Genomic DNA, 18,197 nt, shown 5'->3' on the forward strand with positions numbered 1-18,197 from the left:
CCCCCGCGGCGCGCGCCATCATAACCCCGGGGCGCGGCGGAAACCCCCCAACCCCCGCGCCGCCCGGCCGGGCGGGGGGGCGGCCCCCCTGGCGGCGGGCGACGGCCGCCAGGCCTCGAATAACTACCTGCGCCTGCTGGAACTCGACCCGAACGACCCGGAAGCGCTGGCCGCGCTAGCCGAACTGCGCAGCGGCGACCTGGAAGCGAACGAGGTCCGGCTCAAAGGCGTGGCCCGCAAACACCCCGAGTCCGGCCCCGTGCAGTTCGCGCTGGGCAACCTGTTGGCGCGCCAGGGCCGCTGGCCGGAAGCGCAGCAAAGCTACTTCCGCGCCTACAGCGCCATGCCCGACAACGCCGACTACGCCTACAACCTGGGCGTCGGCCTGGACCGCATGAACCAGCCGCGCCTGGCGCAAACCTATTACCGGCGCGCGCTGGAGCTGGCGCAGGCCGGCCCGCCCGCCTTCAATGTGGAAGCAGTACGAAAGCGAATACAAGCCCTGGAAACGCCGCCCCGTTAAAGCACAATGGCCGACACGCAGAAAATCCCGCTCGGCAAACTGCTGATCCAGAAAGGCGTCATCAGCCAAGACCAGCTCCGGATCGCGCTGACCGAGCAAAAGCGCAGCAACGTCCCCTTGGGCCAGTTGCTGATCGCGCTCGGCTTCGTCACCGAAGCGACCATGCGCGAGGCCCTCAGCGAGAACCTGAACACCCGCTCGGCCGACCTGAAAAGCCTGCTGGTCGATGCCGTCGCCCTGAAGCTGATCCCCAAGGAAGTGGCCAAGCGCTACCGCGTCTTCCCCATCGTGTACGAGCGCGATACCGACCAGCTGGTGCTGGCCATGTCCGACATCACCAACATCGTTGCGCTGGACCAGGTCAGCGCCATGCTGGTCAAGGGCATCACCCTGGTGCCGCTGCTGGTGAACGATTCCGACATCGCGCATGCCATCGACCATTACTACGGCTTCGAGCTGTCGATCGACGGCATCCTGCACGAAATCGAGACCGGCGAAGTGGCTTTCGACGCGGTAAGCGACGAGTACAGCCAGCCCATGGTGCGCCTGATCGACGCCCTGCTGGCGGACGCCGTGCAGAACGGCGCATCGGATATCCACTTCGAGCCGGAGCAAGGCTTCCTGCGCATCCGCTACCGCATCGACGGCATCCTGCGCCAGATCCGCAGCCTGCACCGCTCCTACTGGCCGGCCATGGCAGTGCGCCTCAAGGTCATCAGCCAGATGAACATCGCCGAAACGCGCGCGCCGCAGGATGGGCGCATCTCGATCCAGTTCTCCGGCCGCCAGATCGACTTCCGCGCCAGCACCCAGCCCACCACGCACGGCGAAAACATCGTGCTGCGCGTACTGGACCGGCAAAAAGGCATCGTGCCGCTCGAGCAGCTCGGCCTGGCCGAGCACGAACTGGACGTGCTGAAACTGATGATCGCCCGCCCGGACGGCCTGATCCTGGTCACCGGGCCCACCGGCAGCGGCAAGACCACCACCCTGTACTCCATCCTCAACCACATCAACACCGAGAGCATCAACATCATGACGATGGAGGACCCGGTGGAGTACCCGATGCACCAGATCCGCCAGACGTCGGTCAACGAATCGGCCAAGCTGGGCTTCGCCGACGGCATCCGCTCCATGATGCGGCAAGACCCGGACGTGATCCTGGTGGGCGAGATCCGCGACAAGGAGACCGCCGACATGGCGCTGGCGGCCGCCATGACCGGCCACCAGGTGTATTCCACGCTGCACACCAACTCCGCCGTGGGCGCCATCCCGCGCCTGCTCGACCTGGGCGTGGTGGCGGACGTCATGGCCGGCAACATCATCGGCATCGTGGCGCAGCGCCTGGTGCGCAAACTCTGCCCCTACTGCCGCCAGCCGGCGCAAGCCGACGAACTGGAACGGCGCCTGCTTGGGCTGCCGCCCGACGGCGAAAGCGCCACCATTTTCCGCGCCGGCGCCTGCGACCGCTGCGCCCACCAGGGCTACAAGGGGCGCATGGCGATCCTGGAGCTGCTGCGCATGACGCCCGACTTCGACGAACTGGTGGCGCGCCGCGCGCCCGCGCGCGAACTGCGCAACGCCGCCCGCGCCGCCGGCTTCCGCTCGCTGGCGGACGACGGCGCGCGCCGCGTGCTGGAAGGAGCGACCTCACTGGATGAAGTATCACGCGTGATTGACCTTACCGAAAGGCTGGCCTGAGATGCCACAGTTTATCTACCGCGCCATGGACGCCACCGGCAGCATCATGCCGGGCAATATGGAAGCCCTCAACGTGCAGGACCTGGAGCTGCGCCTGCAGCGCATGGCGCTCGACCTGATCGATTGCCGCGAAACGCGGGTGCGCCAGCTGCGCATCAGCGGGCGCGCCGTCACGCGCCGCGACCTGATCAACTTCTGCTTCCACCTGGAGCAGATGAGCAGCGCCGGGGTGCCGATCCTGGACGGCCTGCGCGACCTGCGCGACGGCACCGACAGCCTGCGCCTGCGCGAAATCATCACCGACCTGGTGGAGAAGATCGAAGGCGGGCTGCAGCTCTCCAGCGCGCTGGCGTACTACCCCGAGGTGTTCGACCAGGGCTTCACCAGCCTGGTGCGCGCCGGCGAGCAAAGCGGCAAGGTCAACGAAATCTTCCACGACCTGGCGGAAGGGCTGAAATGGCAGGACGAACTGGCGGCGCAGGCGCGCAAGGCCATCACCTACCCGGCCTTCGTGCTGCTGATTGTCAGCGCCGTGGTGTTCTTCCTGATGATCTACCTGGTGCCGCAGCTGACCACCTTCATCCGCAATATGGGGCAGGAGCTGCCGCTGCAGACGCGCGCGCTGATCGCGGTGTCCGACATTTTCATCAGCTACTGGTACCTGCTGCTGGCGGCGCCGTTCCTGCTGTGGCAGGCCGCGCGCTGGCAGCTGCGGCGCGATGAGCGCAGCGCCTTTGCCTTCGACCGTATCAAGCTGCGCCTGTTCCCGGTGCTGGAACGGCTGGTCATGGCGCGCTTCGCCACCTACTTTGCGCTCATGTACTCGGCCGGCATCCCGGTTCTGGACTGCATACGGCTGTCGGAAGGCATCGCCGGCAACCGGGTGGCGGCGCTGGCCATGCGCCGCGCGCGCGAGTTGATTTCGGAAGGCCAGCCGATCGCGGCCGCCTTCATGCAGGCCGGCCTGTTCCCGCCGCTGGTGGTGCGCATGCTGCGCGTGGGCGAATCGACCGGCGCGCTGGATGCGACCTTGCGCAACGTGGCCTATTTCTACAACCGCGAAGTGCGCGAACGCATCGAGCGCATGCAGGCCATGGTCGAACCGGCGATGACCGTCATCCTCGGCCTGCTGCTCGGCTGGATCATGCTGTCGGTGCTGGGCCCGATCTACGACACCATCAGCGCAATCAGGATCTAGCCATGGCGCGCAAACTCCTCCTCCACCTGACCGGCGAAAGCCTGTGCTGCTGGACGCGCGAGCGTGGCCAGCTCAGCGCCGGCCCCTGCTTCGCGCCCGATGCGGCGGGACTGCGCGGCTTTGCCGCCTGGCTGGAAGGCTGCCAGGACACGCCGGCGCTGCTGCTGGCGGACCTGGTGGAGGAGGATTTCCAGCGCCATCTGCTGCCGCACGTGCCGGGCCGCGCGGGCATGGCGATGCGCGAACGGCGCCTGGCGCAGGCCTGGCGCGAAACGCCGTTCCGCAGCGCCATCGTGCAGGAACGCCAGGAGGAAGGCCGGCGTGACGATGTGGTGCTGTTCGCGGCCCTGACCAACCCAGGCATCCTGCAGCCATGGCTGGACGTGCTGGAGCAGCAGCGCGTGCCGCTGGCGGCGCTGTACTCGCCCGCCCTGCTGAGCGACGCCCTGCTGACCGACGAGGACAGGAAGCTGCCGCACCTGCTGCTGGTGACCGAGCACGCGGGCGGCATCCGCCAGACCTACTTCGAAGGCGGCTGCCCGCGCTTCACCCGGCTGGCGCGGGCCGGCGCCAACGCCGAGCAGGAAGCCGAGCGCACGCGCCAGTTCCTGGCCGGCGCGCACATGCTGCGGCGCGACGCGGTCCTGCAGGTGCAGGCTTTGCTGCCGCTGGCGCGCATCGCCGCGCCGCCGGCCACCCACCTGTCGCCCTTCCTCGACTGGCGCGTGGTGCCACTGCAGGAGGCGGCGGCGCGCCAGCGCCTGGCCGTCGCCGACAATGCCGATGAACTGTTCCTCGGCCTGATGGCGCGCACCGCGCCCGACAGCCACTATCCGCTGGCCGGGCGCCAGCGCTATTACAGCCTGTGGCGCACGCGCCGCGCGCTGTACGCGTCGAGCGCCGTGCTGGCCGCCTGCTGCGTGCTGTGGACGGCGGCCAATATCGTCGGCTATGCGCTGGCGCGCAGCCACTCGGCCGAGCTGCGCCAGGAAACGCAAAGCTTCACCAGCGCCTACCAGGCCAGCATGTCGAGCATGCCGCCGGCGGTCGACAAGACCGCCAATATGAAGGCGGCCGTGCACATCGCGCAGATGGTGGCGCGCCAGGGGCCTTGGCCGCAGGCCATGATGGCCAACCTGAGCGAGGCGCTGGAGCGCTCGCCGCAGATCCGCCTGACGCAGCTCGACTGGCGTGCCAATGCTCCGGGCGTCGTGCCGGTTACCGCCAGCAGCGCCATGCCGGGCGTGGCGACCACGCCGGCGCTGGTGGCGCCGGCGTCGTCCATGCTGATCGGGATACCGAAGGCGCCGACGCAGCAGGTGCGCCTGCAGGCCGAAGTCCTGGTGGAGCAGGACGATTATCGCAGCGTGCTGCTGAGCATGAACCGCTTTGCCCAGGAGCTGGCGCGCACGCCAGGGATGCAGGTGGAGATCGACCAGCTGCCCTTCGATGTGCGGCCGAATGTGCGGCTGGCGGGCAAGGCGGGCGCCCCTGCCGGCATGGGCGAACGGGCCCGCTTCACACTGAATATCAGGTGGTCGCCATGATCCTGCTGCGCGAATTTTCCCTGCTGCGCAATGCGGTGCTGGTGTTCCTGGCGACGCTGGCGCTGTCGCTGGCGGCGGTGTCGGTCAGCCTCTGGCAGCTGCGCCAGGCGCGCCTGGCCGAGGCGGCGCAGCTGCTGGAGCGCGACGGTGCGCGTTCGCGCCTGGCGCACGCCGAGACCGAGAAGGAGGAAATCCGCCTCTACCAGCCGCAGTTCGTCGAGCTGCGGCGCAAGGGGCTGGTGGGGCCGGAGCGGCGCCTCGACTGGGTGGAGGCGATCCGGCAAATCCAGGAGCAGCGCCGCCTGCTGCCGCTGTCCTACGAGATCGAGGTGCAGCAGCCGTACCGGCTGGAGACGGCCCTGCCGACCGGCGACTACGCCCTGCTGGGCAGCCGCATGGTGCTGCATATGGACCTGCTGCATGAACTCGATCTGCTGAACTTCCTGGCCGACCTGCGCGTGGCGGGCATGTTCGCGGTGCAGGACTGCAGCATCCGGCGCAGTGCTGGCGCGCCGGCGCCGCTGGCGGCAGCCGCGGTGGCACCGAACCTGAACGCGGAATGCACCCTGAACTGGCTCACGCTGACGCCTGCCAGCAACGTGCCGGGACGAGGGGCGGCGCTATGAAACGCGCCCTGCCAGCATTGCTCCTGCTGCTGGCGGTGCAGGCTGGCGCGCAAAGCTTTATCAGCATGGGGCGCCTGTTCACCACGCCCAGCGAGCGCGCCCAGCTCGATGCGCAGCGCAACCAGGCGCCGGCGCCGGGCGCGGGCGTCCCTCCCGCCGGCGTGGCCAGCCCGGCCAACGCTGGGCGCAATGGCAGCGTTGGCAGCCTGGGCGGCCCCGCCGGCGACGGCGGCGAGGGCGGCATGCCTGGCGGCGCGGGCGGTGCAGGCGGCGCAGGCGGCGCGGCGGACCCGGGCGGTGCGGCGCATGAAGCGGCGCCGTCGATGCGGCTGGACGGCATCGTCCGCCGCAGCAATGGTCGCGACATGATCATTGTGAACGGCGAGGTGAAGCCGGCGCCGGCGCGCAGCATCCAGCGCGGCGCGGTGCGGCTCGATGCGGAGGGCCGCCCGGTCGTCCTCAAGCCCGGCCAGCGCTACGATCCCGCCACAGGAGAGATCCATGAAGCCGCGCGCTAGACAACAAGGCTCCGCCCTGCTCGCCATCATGCTCATTGCAACGGTGGCGTTCGCGGCCGTCCTGCTGGCCGCCTTCGACAACAGCGGCCTGCAGCGCGCGCGCGACGAACGCACGCTAGCCATGCTGGCGCAGGCCAGCGAAGCCCTGGTCGGATTCGCCGCCACCCACGGCCGCCTGCCGCGCCCCGCCAGCGGTGAACCAGCCGGGGACGGGCTGGAACGGGCCGGCGCGTGTGCCAGCGAAGCGGACTGCACCGGCCTGCTGCCCTGGCGCGAACTGGGCCTGCCGGCGCAGGACCACTGGGGCCGCGGCCTGCGCTACAGCGTCACCCCGGCCTTCACGGCGGCGCCGCTGTCCCGCACCGCGCTGGTGGCGACCAAGCGCGTGCTGTCGCGCGATGCGAACGGCCGCCTGTTCTTCACCGCCGGCCAGGAAAGCTGTTCGCTGGCCGCGCAGTGCGCGCCGGCCGTGATCCTCTCGCGCGGCGCCAGCGACATTCCCGACAGCCAGGACGAAGCGGGCAACCTGGCCGCCTCGGTCGACTTCATGCAGCGCCCGCGCAGCAGCGCAGCCGATGCCGCCGGCGGCGCCTTCGACGACCTGCTCGCCACCGTGTCCCTGCCCACGCTGTACCAGCGCATGGCCGCCGCCAGGACCTTGCCATGAGCACGCGCCAGCCCATCCGCCAGCACGCCTTCACCCTGGTCGAAATGGCGATCGTGCTGGTCATCGTCGGCCTGCTGCTGGGCGGCCTGCTGGCGCCCCTGTCGGCGCAGATGGAACAGCGCCGCAGCGCCGACACCACACGCGCCCTGGAGGAAGCGCGCGACGCCCTGGCCGGTTTCGCCGCCCGCAACGGCTACCTGCCCTGCCCCGCCGTTTCCGCCGCCAACGGCCTGGAAGACCGCAGCGGGCCGCGCTGCAGCAACGAGCGCCGCTTCGGCTTCCTGCCCTGGGCCACGCTCGGGCTGCCCAAGCTGGACGCCTGGCAGCACCTCTACCTGTACAGCGTGACGCCGGCCTTCAGCGACAGCGGCACGCCGTTCCGGCTGAATACCCCGCGCGACATCACCATCGCCAGCCGCGATGCCAGCGGCGCCCTGGTCCCGGCCAGCGCCCAGAACGACATACCGGCCGTCGTCCTGTCGCAAGGCCGCAATGGCTACGGCGCCTTCAGCGACGTCGGCGTGCAGGCCGCCGACATGGGCGTCGGCAACAGCGACGAAAAAGCCAACTTCAACACCGACGGCCGCCTGTTCATCGCACGCGGCCAGGCCGACAACCCCAACGCCCCCGGCGGCGCATACGACGACATCGTGCTCTGGCTCTCGCCGAACATCCTGTTCAACCGCATGCTGGCCGCCCAACGGCTGCCGTGAAAGGAAACCACCATGCGACACCGCGGCTTTACCCTCGTAGAAATCGCCATCGTGCTGGTCATCATCGGCCTGCTGCTTGGCGGCGTGCTCAAAGGCCAGGCCCTGATCGACAGCGCCAAGGTCAAGAGCATCATCCAGCAGGCCACGGCGCTGCAGGCAGCGGTCAATGCCTACCAGGACCGCTTCCGCGCGCTGCCCGGCGACGACATCATGGCCACCAGCCATGTTCCAGGCGCGGCCGGCAACGGCAATGGCGACGGCCAGGTGACCGAATACCAGCTGGCGCCGCAGCACCTGGCGCTGGCGGGGCTGATCACCGGCTCCTACAACGGCACCAGCGACTTCATGACCAGCGCCCAGGGCGGCGCGGTCTACATCTACAACGACGTGGTGGGCGGCCGGGGCGGCAACGGCATCCGCTTCGACAACCTGCCGGACACGTTCGCCGAGCAGATCGACGCCAAGCTGGATGACGGCAAACCCGATTCCGGCAACGTGCGGGCGACTGGGCCTTATACTAATAACGGCACCATCATCACCCGACTGGCTATTTTCTTCTGACCATGACAGCAAACACCGAACGCCGCCGCGTCTTCCTGATGCGGCACGGCAGCGTCACCTACTTTGACGCAGCCGGCAAACCGCACCTGCCGGAAACCGTCCCCCTGAATGAAGCCGGGCGCGCCCAGGCCGCAGCCGCCGGCCAGGCTTTCGCCGCCGACGGCATCCGCTTCGACCGCGTGATCGTCTCCGGCCTGCCGCGCACCGTGGAAACGGCCATGCGCGTGCTGGCGGAAACCGGCCAGCAGGTCCAGCTCGAAACCTGGTCCGAGCTGGAAGAGATCCGCGGCGGCAAGCTGGCCGGCATTCCGGACGACCAGCTGCGCGAGGCCTTCCTCGGCGCCTTCGCCGGCATGGTGCCGGAAGAGCGCCGCTTCCTGGGCGGCGAATCGATCGGCGAACTGATGGACCGCACCCACCCGGCCATCGCCGCCCTGCTGGCCGACACCAGCTGGGACACCGTGCTGCTAGTGCTGCACGGCGGCGTCAACCGCGCCATCCTGTCCTATGCCCTGACCGGCGGCCAGCGCGTCTTCCTGGGCAACCTGTCGCAGGCGGCCGGCTGCATCAATGCGCTCGATGTGGGCACCGAGCCACACGACTGGATCGTGCGCTTCTCGAACTACGCCCCGCCCGCCCCGTTGCAGGCAGCGACGCGCAGCACCACGATGGAACAGCTGTTCCAGGAATATTCAAAATCGCGCTTGCTTTCCCGTACATAAAAATAGTACGATCGTTCGGAAGGAGGCAATATGTTCGAAGAATTCATGGGCACCAAAGAGGTGTCGGAGCGCCACCGTTTCGACACCGCCGCGCTGGACGCATACCTGCGCCGGCACGTAGAAGGCTATCCCGCAGGGGAATTGAAAGTCGAGCAGTTCAAGGGCGGGCAGTCGAATCCCACCTTCAAGTTGTCGGTGGGCGGCGCGCATTACGTGCTGCGCACCAAGCCGGCGCCGGCGGCCAAACTGCTGCCTTCGGCCCATGCCATCGAGCGCGAATTCCGCGTGATGGACGCGCTGCACAAGGCGGGCTTCCCGGCCGCGCGCCAGTACTGCCTGTGCATGGACGAAAGCGTGATCGGGCGCGCCTTCTATGTGATGCAGTTCGTCGAAGGGCGCGTGCTGTGGGACCAGTCGCTGCCCGGCATGACGCCCGCCGAACGCGCCGCCATCTACGACGAACTCAATCGCGTCATCGCCCAGTTGCACAGCATCGACTACAACGCCATCGGGCTGGGCGACTACGGCAAGCCGGGCAACTACTTCCAGCGCCAGATCGAGCGCTGGAGCAAGCAGTACAAAGCCTCCGAGACCGAGACCATCGCCGAGATGGACAGCCTGATCGACTGGCTGCCGGCCCACATCCCGCCGGGTGAGGACACCGCCATCGTGCACGGCGACTACCGCCTGGACAATATGATCTTCCACCCCACCGAACCGCGCATCCTGGCGGTGCTGGACTGGGAACTGTCGACCCTGGGCCATCCGTTCGCCGACTTCAGCTACCACTGCATGAGCTGGCACATCGCGCCCGGCCAGTTCCGCGGCATCGCCGGGCTGGACCTGCCGGCACTCGGCATCCCGAGCCAGCGCGAGTACATTGCGCGCTACGCCGAACGCACCGGCAAGACGATCCGCCTGGAAGACTTCAACTTCTACCTCGCCTTCAATATGTTCCGCCTGGCCAGCATCATGCAGGGCATCATGAAGCGCTATGTGGACGGCACCGCATCGAGCGCGCAGGCGCTGGAATCGGGCAAGCTGGCGCGCCCGATGGCCGCCATGGGCTGGGCCTACGCCCAGGGCAAGCCAATCGAATAAAGGACCGGCATGGACTTCGACTACTCCCCGCGCACCAAGGAACTGCAGGCGCGCCTGCTGGCCTTCATGGAGCAGCACATCTACCCGAACGAGAAAGCCTTCCACGAGGAGGTCGACCGCAACGGGCGCGAACAGGGCAACCGCTGGATTCCCACCGAACTGGTCGAGCGCCTCAAGCCGCTGGCGCGCGAACAGGGCTTGTGGAACCTGTTCCTGCCGCGCTCCAGCCGCGCGCCGGAAGGCCTGTCCAACCTCGATTACGCGCCGCTGTGCGAAATCATGGGCCGCGTGCCGTGGGCTTCGGAAGTGTTCAACTGTTCGGCGCCCGATACCGGCAATATGGAGACGCTGGAGCGCTACGGCAGCGAAGAGCACAAGCAGCGCTGGCTGGAGCCGCTGCTGCGCGGCGAGATCCGCTCCGCCTTCGCCATGACGGAACCGGCGGTGGCATCGTCCGACGCCACCAATATCGAAACGCGCATCGAGCGCGATGGCGACCACTATGTGATCAACGGGCGCAAATGGTGGATTTCCGGCGCCGGCGACCCGCGCTGCCAGGTCTACATCACCATGGGCAAGACCGACTTCGACGCCCCGCGCCACGCGCAGCAGTCGATGATCCTGGTGCCGGCCGATACGCCGGGGCTGACGGTGCTGCGCCCCCTGCCCGTGTTCGGCTACGACGATGCGCCGCACGGCCATTGCGAAATGCTGTTCGAGAACGTGCGCGTGCCGGCCTCCAACATCCTGCTCGGCGAAGGGCGCGGCTTCGAGATCGCGCAGGGGCGCCTGGGCCCGGGGCGCATCCACCACTGCATGCGCGCCATCGGCGTGGCCGAGCGCGCGCTGGAGCTGATGATCCGCCGCCTCACCACCCGGGTAGCATTCGGCAAGCGCCTGGCCGACCAGGGCGTGTGGCGCGAACGTATCGCCGAATCGCGCATCCGCATCGATACCGCGCGCCTGCTGACGCTGAAAGCGGCCTATATGATGGACACGGTCGGCAACAAGGTGGCGCAGTCCGAGATCGCGATGATCAAGGTGCTGGCGCCGAACGTGGCGCAGGAAGTGCTCGATTGGGCGATCCAGGCGCACGGCGCGGCCGGCGTGTCGGAGGAGTTCCCGCTGGCTTACCAGTGGGCCGGCAACCGCACGCTGCGCCTGGCCGACGGGCCGGACGAGGTGCACCGCAACGCCATCGCCAAGCTGGAGATCGCGCGCTTCTCGTCGTAGACAAGCTGGGATATCATCATCCTGCAGACTCTTTCGCTGAAAGGAAGTGCCGTGCAGGATGATCCCAGCAAGCCTTTGCCGCCATTGCGCTCGCAGCTCACCCTGCTCGCCATCGCTTGCGCGGGGCCATTGCTGCTTGCCTTGGCGCTGGTGCTGGTATATTTCCAGCAACACGATCAGGGCCGCACCGAACTCGAAGCCCAGCGCGTCGCACGCGGCGCCGCCGCCATCGTCGACCGCCAGCTGCTGGCCGCCGAAGGCGTCGCCCTGGCGCTGGCCGCCAATCCCGCCCTGGCCAGCGCGCGCAACCACGCCATCCCTGCCGGGCACCTGCTCGTCCTCACCGACAACGGCGCACCCACCGTGCTGGCCGGCGGCTCCCCGCCGCTGCACCGCGCCGCCAACGCCGCCCGCATCAAATTAAGCGCCACGGCGCGCTCCGCCCTCAGCCTGTTGCCGGCCAATGGCCAGGAACCGGCGCGCCTGGCCATTGACGTGCCGCTGGCGCGCGGCGGCAAAGCAGGCCCGGTCCTGAGCGTGCTGCTGCCGCCTGCCATGCTGGACAAAGTAATTGAAGAAATGGGCCTGCCTGCCGGCAGCGCGATCGCCGTGCTGACGCCGGACGGCCGCGTGGTCGCGCGCAGCGGCGACGATGGCCGCGCCAGTGGCTTGCCGGCCAGCGAAGCGCTGCGCGGCCTGGCGACCCAGGTCGGCTACCTGCGCGGCGCCGACAGTCCCTGGAGCGTGACGGTGGCCGCCCCCGCGCCCGACGCGCTGCAGATCCTGGGCGGGCCCTTCCTGGCGCTGGCCGCGCTGCTGGCGGCCCTGGTGCTGGGCGGCTTTGGCGCGGCGGCGCTGGCGGCGCGCCGCATCGCCGCCTCGGTCGATGCCCTGCAGCAGCCGGCGCAGGCACTGGCCGACGGTACGCCGGTGGCGCTGCCGCGCGTGGCCTTCCGCGAAGCGCAGCAGCTGGGCGAGACCCTGCTCCAGCTGGAACGCAATATGACGCGCCACCGGCAAGACCTGGAACAGCTGGTGGAGGAACGCACGGCGCAGCTGGAAAACTCCAACGCACTGCTGGAAACCATCTACGCCACGGCGCCGGTGGGCCTGAGCTTCGTCGATACGCGCCTGCGCATCCTGATGATCAACGACTACCTGGCCGCCTTCAACGGCATGCCGGTCAACGAGCATATCGGGCGCCGCTTCGATGAAGTGATCAGCGACCGCAACCTGGTGGCGCAGGTCAACCAGGCCTACCGCCGCGTGCTGGCCACCGGCGAGGCGGTGCCGGCGGGGGAACTGACCGGCACCCCGCCTTCGCGCCCGGGCCGCACCAGCCACTTCGTCGCCGGCTACTACCCGGTGTTCGGCGCCGACGGCGCCATGGTCGGCATCACCGCCATGCTGATGGATATCACGCCGCAAAAAGATGCCGAGGCAGCCCTGCGCCGCTCCAAGGCCCTGATGAAGTCCGTGCTGGAAAACATGCCGGCCATGGTTTTCGTCAAGGATGCGCAGCAGCTGCGCTTCGAGCTGCTGAACCGGCAGGGCGAGCTGATGCTGGGCCGCCCGCGCGAAGACTTGCTGGGCAAGAGCGACCGCGATTTCTTCCCGCCCGAGCAGGCCGACGCCTTCCAGGAAGCCGACCGCCAGGTGCTGGCCTCGGGCCAGGTGCTGGAAATCGGCGAGGAAGCCGTGCGCAGCGCCGGCGGCGAAGTGCGCTACCTGACCACGCGCAAAGTCGCCCTGCGCGACGAACAGGGCGTGGCCACCCACCTGCTCGGCATCTCGCTCGACATCACCGACCGCAAGCGGGCCGACGAAGCCTTGCAGCGCACTTCCCTCAGCCTGGCGCGCAGCACCAGCTTCCTGCATACGGTGACCGAGAACCTGCCCGGCATCGTGGCGTACTGGGACGCCGAGCTGCGCTGCCACTACGCCAACAATTTCTTCCTGGCCTGGTTCGGCAAATCACTGGAACAGGTGATGGCCGAGCCGATCGAGCGCGTCCTGCCTGCCGGGCTGCTGGGGCAGATCCGCCCGCACATCGACGCCGTGCTGGATGGCAGCCCGCAGCACTTCCTGCGCGAGCTGGAACTGGCGTCGGGCGAACTGCGCTATGCCTGGTTCAACCTGATCCCGGACCGCGACGAGCGTGGCGCGGTGCGCGGCTTTTACGCGCTGGGCTCGGACGTGACGGACCTGAAACGCAGCGAACTGAAACTGCAGGAGCTGAACGAGCAGCTGGTACGCGCGCGCGACCGGGCCGAGGCGGCCAGCCGCGCCAAGAGCGAGTTCGTGGCCAATATGAGCCACGAGATCCGCACCCCGATGAACGCCATCACCGGCCTGGCGCGCCTGCTGGAGGAAGCGCCGCTGGAACGGCGCGAGCGCAGCTATGTGAGCAAGATCCAGCTGGCCACGCAAAGCCTGCTCGGGGTGGTGAACGACGTGCTCGACTTCTCCAAGATCGAAGCCGGCCAGCTGCAGCTGGAGCAGGCGCGCTTCAACCTGGAGGAGATGCTGGCCGGGACCGCCGTGCTGGTGGCCAACGGCGCCTGGGACAAGGGCGTGGAGCCGGTGTTCGACATCGCCCCCACCCTGCCGGCGGAAGTGGTGGGCGACGCCATGCGCCTGCAGCAGGTGCTGCTCAACCTGCTCAGCAACGCCATCAAGTTCACCGAGCATGGCGAAGTGGTGCTGGGCGTGCGCCAGGCCGAAGGCGGCGCCAGCGCGCTGACGCTGGAATTCACCGTGCGCGACACCGGCATCGGCATTACGCCGGAACAGCAAGTGCATATGTTCGACGCCTTCTCGCAAGGCGACAGCAGCACCAGCCGGCGCTATGGCGGCACCGGCCTGGGGCTGGCCATCGCGCGCCGCCTGTCGGACCTGATGGGCGGCGTGATCAGCGTCGAGAGTGCGCTGGGCAAGGGGTCCACCTTCCGCTTCACCTGCCCGCTGCAGCACAGTCCCGACGCTGCGGCGCCGGAACTGGCGCCGGTGCTGCGCGGCCGCTCCGTGCTGGTGGTGGATGACAATGCCAGCGTGCGGCAAGCGCTGCTGCGGGCCGGCCAGGCCATGGATTGGACAGTCAACTGCGCCGCCAGCGCCGCCGAAGGCCTGGCCGCCCTGCGCGAGCGCGCGGCCGGCGGCAAGCCGTTCGACCTGCTGCTGGTGGACAGCGCCATGCCCGGCGGCGACGGCATTTCCATGCTGGTGCAGGCGCGCAGCGAGGACGGCGCAAGCTTCCCGAACGTGGTGGTGATGGCCTCCGAACGCGCCAGCGACGACCTGCTGCCGCTGGCCGACAGCCTGCAAATCGACGCCGTGCTGCCCAAGCCCTTCACCCCTGCCAGCCTGCGCGCGGCGGCGCTGGCCGCCCTGACCGGCGCCAACCAGCCGGCCCACCCGCCCAGCCATGCGCCCCTGTCCGGCCGTCTGGCCGGCATGCGCGTGCTGCTGGTGGAAGACAATGAGATCAACCAGGAGATGGCGCGCTACATCCTGCTACACTGCGGCGCGCTGGTGGAAGTGGCGTCCAACGGCGAGATCGCGCTCGATATGCTGCGCGACGACCCGCAGCGCTTCGACGCCGTGCTGATGGACCTGCAGATGCCGGTGATGGACGGCTTCCGCGCCACCGAAGCCATCCGCGCCATTGGCCTGCGCAGCCTGCCGATCATCGCCATGACCGCCAATGCCATGCCGGAAGACCGCGTGCGCGCCATGGAAGCCGGCGTCGACGCCCACGTGGCCAAGCCGATCGATGTCGACGAGCTGATTGCCACCCTGACCCGGCTCGCCCCGCTGCATCCCGAACTGGCCGCCACGCCGCTGGCGGCGGTGCAAAGCGACGGCCGCCCCGCCTGCGTGCCCGGCATCGACCTGGATGCCGCGCTGCGCCGCGTGGCGGGCAATTACGCCGCCTTCGCCAGCCTGCTGAAACGCTTCGAGAATTCGCAAGGCAACGCGGTGGAGGAAGTGCGCAGCTGCCTGGCGCAGGACAAGCGCTACGCCGCCGCCCAGGTGCTGCACCGCCTGAAAGGCGTGGCCGCCAACCTGGGCGCCACCGATGTGGCGCGCCTGAGCGCCCAGGCCGAAAGCGCGGTGGCCGAAGGCCAGGACAGCTCGGCCGCCGCCCTGCTGCTCGCGCTGGAGCAGGCACTGGCGGTGGTGATCACGGCAGCGCGCGAACTGCCGCTGCCGGTGGCCGCCGCCACCGACGACATGCCGCCCGGGGCCCTGCCGCGCGCGCTGGGCGACTTGCTTACCCTGTTAAAAAATAGCAATATGAAGGCCTTGACGGCCTTCAAGGTCCTCAGCCCCAGCCTGGAGCAGCGCTGCCCGGACCTGCTGCCCAGCCTGGCGAACGCCATCGAGACGCTGGACTTTGCCAATGCCGAGAAAATGGTGCAGGAAATGCTGAAACGGAAGGAAATCGCATGAGCTGGACCGACCAGGCCCACAATGGACGCCTGCTGATCGTCGACGACGCCATGGAGAATATCCAGATCCTCAACCATGTGCTGGGCGAGGAGCATGAAGTCCTGTTCGCCATGAACGGCGAAAAAGCCCTGGAACTGGCACGCCAGCACCGCCCCGACCTGATCCTGCTGGATGCCGTCATGCCCGGCATGGACGGGTATGAGGTATGCGCCGCGCTGCACGCCGCCACCGAGCTGCGCGACATCCCCATCATTTTCGTCACCGCCCTCACCACCCCGGAAGACGAGACCCGGGCGCTGGAAGCGGGCGCGGTGGATTTCATCACCAAGCCGTTCAATGTGGCCGTGGTGCGCGCCCGCGTGCGCACCCACCTCACCCTGAAACGGCAGTCCGATGCGCTGCGCGAGCTGACCCTGACCGACGCCCTGACCGGGGTCGCCAACCGGCGCTGCTTCAACGATGCGATGGAAAACGAATGGCGGCGCTGCGCGCGCGGCCACAGCCAGCTATCGGTGATCATGATCGATATCGACCACTTCAAGCTGTACAACGACGCCTACGGCCACCAGGCCGGCGACGCTTGCCTGAAGCAAGTGGCGCACGCCATGCTGCAATGCGCCGGGCGCCCGCCCGACCTGGTGGCGCGCTATGGCGGCGAAGAATTTGTGGTGCTGCTGCCACAGGTCGGCGCGGAGGGCGCGGAGACCGTCGCCCAGCGCATCCTGGAAAGCGTGGCCGAGCTGGCTATCCCGCACCGCATGTCGCCGGTCAGCGATTACGTCAGCGTCAGCCTCGGCGTGGCCATCATCATGCCGGGCGAAACCAGCGACGCCGGCGATGCCGCGCTGCTGGTGTGCAGCGCCGACCAGGCCCTGTACCGGGCCAAGGAGAGCGGCCGCAACCGCTACAGCATCGCCCGCCTCGCCCCGTGAGGCGGCATCAGGTATAGCGGCGCATCAAGAATTCGGCCACGCAGGCCGGCTTGCTGCCGCCTTCACACTCGACCGTCACTTCCCACAGCAGCTGGTGGCCACCCGCCACCGGCTCAATGCTGCGCAGCACCACCCGCCCGCGCACACGGCTGCCGACCGGCACCGGCGCCGGGAAGCGCACCTTGTCCAGGCCATAGTTCAAGCCCATGCGCATGTCTTCCATATAGACGGCGTCCTGCAGCAAGCCTGGCAGCAGCGACAGCGTCAGGAAGCCGTGCGCCACCGTGCCGCCAAACGGCGACTCGGCGGCGGCCCGCACCGGGTCGGTATGGATCCACTGCTGGTCGTTGGTGGCAGCGCCAAAGCTGTTGACGCGTTCCTGGGTGATATCGACCCAGTTGGAGACACCGATCTCCTGCCCGACCAGGGCCTCCAGCTCGGCGATGTTACGCACCAGGCGCGGTTTCGATTGCATGCTGTTTCCTCGAGACAAAACGTGCCAAAGAGTCTACAGCGCTTTACGCCCCCACGCCAGCCATACCCCAATGTTGCCGCTGAAGCCTTCGTCCGCAGCAAAAAAGAAACGCCGCGGATGGCCGATCCGCGGCGTGAACAAGGGGTATTACTGTGTTGTGCTCAGCAGCGCTGCTGCCGGGCCGGCGCAGGCCGACACTTTCATCTTATCAATTTTTTGCTGTTCAGCACCTAAAAACCGCAGTTCGTCGCATTAGGCGCACAGACGGCCGGGCAGGCAACTAGGATGGCAACATTCCAACCTGCATGCATAACAAGGACACCATCATGCGCACCAAACTCCTCCTCGCCGCCCTGATTTCCGCCAGCCTGGCCGGATGCGTGGTCGTGGTCGGCGACAGCACCGACTACGTCAAGGGCAATGGCAGCAACGCCACGGAAAGCCGCTCCATCGCCAGCGCCAGCGCCCTGCGCGTTGAAAACCGTTACGGCGTGGGGATGGAAGTGGAAGTCAAAGTGGGCGGCGCGCCCGAACTGGTGATCGAAGCCGATTCCAACCTGCTGCCGCTGGTGCGCACCGAAGTCAACGGCGACACCTTGCGCGTCTACACCGAAGAACGCCTGCAAAGCGGGCGGCGCATCCGCGTGCGCTACACCGCACCGCGCCTGTCGAACCTGGAAACGTCCGGCTCGGTAAACACCGACGTGCAAGGGCTGGCCGGCGGCCCGCTGCAAGTGCTGCACAACGGCTCCGGCCGGCTTGAAATGCGCGGCCAGGTGGACCGCCTCGACATCCGCCACGCCGGTTCCGGCCAGCTGTATGCCGACGGGCTGGAAAGCCGCAGCGCCAAGGTCACCATGTCCGGCTCGGGCCGCGTCAACATTGGCTCGGTGCGCGGCGACGCGCTCAGCGTCAGCGCCACCGGCTCGGGCAGCTTCTACGCGCGCGGCATCGTACGCACGCTCGACGTCCAGCTGACCGGCTCCGGCAGCGCCCAGCTGAACGACTTGCGCAGCGACGAAGCCAACATCACCAGCAATGGCTCCGGCGGCGTGTACGCCTGGGTGCAGCACAAGGTCGACGCCCGCGCCAACGGCTCCGGCCGTATCGACGTCACCGGCAACCCCGCCCAACGCAACATCTTCGGCCGCAACACCTCAATCCAATAAGCCCAACCAAAATGTCCACTTCGGGGTCAGGAAGAAAGGTGGACATTTCCTCCAGAAAT

The 18,197-nt window shown here is 68.3% G+C and carries 16 protein-coding genes; 15 read left to right on the forward strand and 1 reads right to left on the reverse strand.

From position 1 onward, the window contains the following. The 14 genes from ACE3TQ_RS17495 to ACE3TQ_RS17560 all read left to right on the forward strand — a co-directional run. On the forward strand, positions 1 to 523 hold a 523-nt coding region (locus ACE3TQ_RS17495; protein ID WP_374583567.1), incomplete at its 5' end, for a tetratricopeptide repeat protein. A gap of 6 nt (positions 524 to 529) precedes the next feature. Next, positions 530 to 2,224 carry a GspE/PulE family protein gene (locus tag ACE3TQ_RS17500; RefSeq protein WP_374583568.1) on the forward strand — a complete coding sequence of 565 codons (1,695 nt, stop codon included), beginning with the start codon at positions 530 to 532 and terminating at the stop codon, positions 2,222 to 2,224. Between the two features lies 1 nt (position 2,225). Beyond that, positions 2,226 to 3,422: a type II secretion system F family protein gene (locus ACE3TQ_RS17505; RefSeq protein ID WP_374583569.1), complete on the forward strand. Its 1,197-nt coding sequence runs from the start codon at positions 2,226 to 2,228 to the stop codon at positions 3,420 to 3,422. A 2-nt stretch (positions 3,423 to 3,424) separates the two neighbouring features. Next, positions 3,425 to 4,969: a hypothetical protein gene (locus tag ACE3TQ_RS17510; RefSeq protein WP_374583570.1), complete on the forward strand. Its 1,545-nt coding sequence runs from the start codon at positions 3,425 to 3,427 to the stop codon at positions 4,967 to 4,969. Next, a complete protein-coding gene (locus ACE3TQ_RS17515) occupies positions 4,966 to 5,595 on the forward strand; it encodes a hypothetical protein (RefSeq protein WP_374583571.1) in 630 nt (209 codons plus the stop codon). Before ACE3TQ_RS17510 ends, ACE3TQ_RS17515 begins: the two co-directional genes overlap by 4 nt. Further along, entirely contained in the window at positions 5,592 to 6,113 is a 522-nt protein-coding gene (locus ACE3TQ_RS17520; RefSeq protein WP_374583572.1) for a hypothetical protein, read from the forward strand. Before ACE3TQ_RS17515 ends, ACE3TQ_RS17520 begins: the two co-directional genes overlap by 4 nt. Next, a complete protein-coding gene (locus ACE3TQ_RS17525; RefSeq protein WP_374583573.1) occupies positions 6,097 to 6,780 on the forward strand; it encodes a hypothetical protein in 684 nt (227 codons plus the stop codon). Before ACE3TQ_RS17520 ends, ACE3TQ_RS17525 begins: the two co-directional genes overlap by 17 nt. Next, entirely contained in the window at positions 6,777 to 7,493 is a 717-nt protein-coding gene (locus ACE3TQ_RS17530; protein WP_374583574.1) for a prepilin-type N-terminal cleavage/methylation domain-containing protein, read from the forward strand. The genes ACE3TQ_RS17525 and ACE3TQ_RS17530 overlap by 4 nt, the downstream gene beginning before the upstream one ends. A gap of 12 nt (positions 7,494 to 7,505) precedes the next feature. Further along, positions 7,506 to 8,054, forward strand: coding sequence for a prepilin-type N-terminal cleavage/methylation domain-containing protein (locus ACE3TQ_RS17535; RefSeq protein WP_374583575.1), 549 nt, complete (start codon positions 7,506 to 7,508; stop codon positions 8,052 to 8,054). Positions 8,055 to 8,056: 2 nt separating this feature from the next. Then, positions 8,057 to 8,776 carry a histidine phosphatase family protein gene (locus ACE3TQ_RS17540; protein ID WP_374583576.1) on the forward strand — a complete coding sequence of 240 codons (720 nt, stop codon included), beginning with the start codon at positions 8,057 to 8,059 and terminating at the stop codon, positions 8,774 to 8,776. Between the two features lie 30 nt (positions 8,777 to 8,806). Further along, on the forward strand, positions 8,807 to 9,877 hold the full coding sequence (locus ACE3TQ_RS17545; protein WP_374583577.1) for a phosphotransferase: 1,071 nt from the start codon (positions 8,807 to 8,809) through the stop codon (positions 9,875 to 9,877). A 9-nt stretch (positions 9,878 to 9,886) separates the two neighbouring features. After that, complete coding sequence (locus ACE3TQ_RS17550) at positions 9,887 to 11,110, forward strand: acyl-CoA dehydrogenase family protein (protein ID WP_374583578.1); 1,224 nt, start codon at positions 9,887 to 9,889, stop codon at positions 11,108 to 11,110. A 51-nt stretch (positions 11,111 to 11,161) separates the two neighbouring features. Next, positions 11,162 to 15,562 (forward strand): PAS domain-containing protein, encoded by a 4,401-nt coding sequence (locus ACE3TQ_RS17555; RefSeq protein WP_374583579.1) that lies wholly within the window; start codon positions 11,162 to 11,164, stop codon positions 15,560 to 15,562. Further along, on the forward strand, positions 15,559 to 16,494 hold the full coding sequence (locus ACE3TQ_RS17560; protein ID WP_374583580.1) for a diguanylate cyclase domain-containing protein: 936 nt from the start codon (positions 15,559 to 15,561) through the stop codon (positions 16,492 to 16,494). The genes ACE3TQ_RS17555 and ACE3TQ_RS17560 overlap by 4 nt, the downstream gene beginning before the upstream one ends. A gap of 7 nt (positions 16,495 to 16,501) precedes the next feature. Here ACE3TQ_RS17560 and ACE3TQ_RS17565 read toward each other — a convergent pair whose 3' ends face one another. Beyond that, positions 16,502 to 16,969, reverse strand: a complete 468-nt coding sequence (locus ACE3TQ_RS17565; RefSeq protein WP_374583581.1) for a MaoC family dehydratase — start codon at positions 16,967 to 16,969, stop codon at positions 16,502 to 16,504. Positions 16,970 to 17,295: 326 nt separating this feature from the next. Here ACE3TQ_RS17565 and ACE3TQ_RS17570 point away from each other — a divergent pair, with 326 nt between their 5' ends. Beyond that, positions 17,296 to 18,138: a head GIN domain-containing protein gene (locus ACE3TQ_RS17570; protein ID WP_374583582.1), complete on the forward strand. Its 843-nt coding sequence runs from the start codon at positions 17,296 to 17,298 to the stop codon at positions 18,136 to 18,138. Positions 18,139 to 18,197: the final 59 nt, after the last annotated feature.

Origin of the sequence: Pseudoduganella sp. (assembly GCF_041914865.1) — a bacterium.
In the GTDB taxonomy this organism is placed as follows: Bacteria; Pseudomonadota; Gammaproteobacteria; order Burkholderiales; family Burkholderiaceae_D; genus Rugamonas.

Coding starts and splice junctions, on each gene's coding strand:
- ACE3TQ_RS17500 (WP_374583568.1), top strand. CDS start 530: ATGGCCGACACGCAGAAAATCCCGCTCGGCAAACTGCTGATCCAGAAA.
- ACE3TQ_RS17505 (WP_374583569.1), top strand. CDS start 2,226: ATGCCACAGTTTATCTACCGCGCCATGGACGCCACCGGCAGCATCATG.
- ACE3TQ_RS17510 (WP_374583570.1), top strand. CDS start 3,425: ATGGCGCGCAAACTCCTCCTCCACCTGACCGGCGAAAGCCTGTGCTGC.
- ACE3TQ_RS17515 (WP_374583571.1), top strand. CDS start 4,966: ATGATCCTGCTGCGCGAATTTTCCCTGCTGCGCAATGCGGTGCTGGTG.
- ACE3TQ_RS17520 (WP_374583572.1), top strand. CDS start 5,592: ATGAAACGCGCCCTGCCAGCATTGCTCCTGCTGCTGGCGGTGCAGGCT.
- ACE3TQ_RS17525 (WP_374583573.1), top strand. CDS start 6,097: ATGAAGCCGCGCGCTAGACAACAAGGCTCCGCCCTGCTCGCCATCATG.
- ACE3TQ_RS17530 (WP_374583574.1), top strand. CDS start 6,777: ATGAGCACGCGCCAGCCCATCCGCCAGCACGCCTTCACCCTGGTCGAA.
- ACE3TQ_RS17535 (WP_374583575.1), top strand. CDS start 7,506: ATGCGACACCGCGGCTTTACCCTCGTAGAAATCGCCATCGTGCTGGTC.
- ACE3TQ_RS17540 (WP_374583576.1), top strand. CDS start 8,057: ATGACAGCAAACACCGAACGCCGCCGCGTCTTCCTGATGCGGCACGGC.
- ACE3TQ_RS17545 (WP_374583577.1), top strand. CDS start 8,807: ATGTTCGAAGAATTCATGGGCACCAAAGAGGTGTCGGAGCGCCACCGT.
- ACE3TQ_RS17550 (WP_374583578.1), top strand. CDS start 9,887: ATGGACTTCGACTACTCCCCGCGCACCAAGGAACTGCAGGCGCGCCTG.
- ACE3TQ_RS17560 (WP_374583580.1), top strand. CDS start 15,559: ATGAGCTGGACCGACCAGGCCCACAATGGACGCCTGCTGATCGTCGAC.
- ACE3TQ_RS17565 (WP_374583581.1), bottom strand. CDS start 16,969: ATGCAATCGAAACCGCGCCTGGTGCGTAACATCGCCGAGCTGGAGGCC.
- ACE3TQ_RS17570 (WP_374583582.1), top strand. CDS start 17,296: ATGCGCACCAAACTCCTCCTCGCCGCCCTGATTTCCGCCAGCCTGGCC.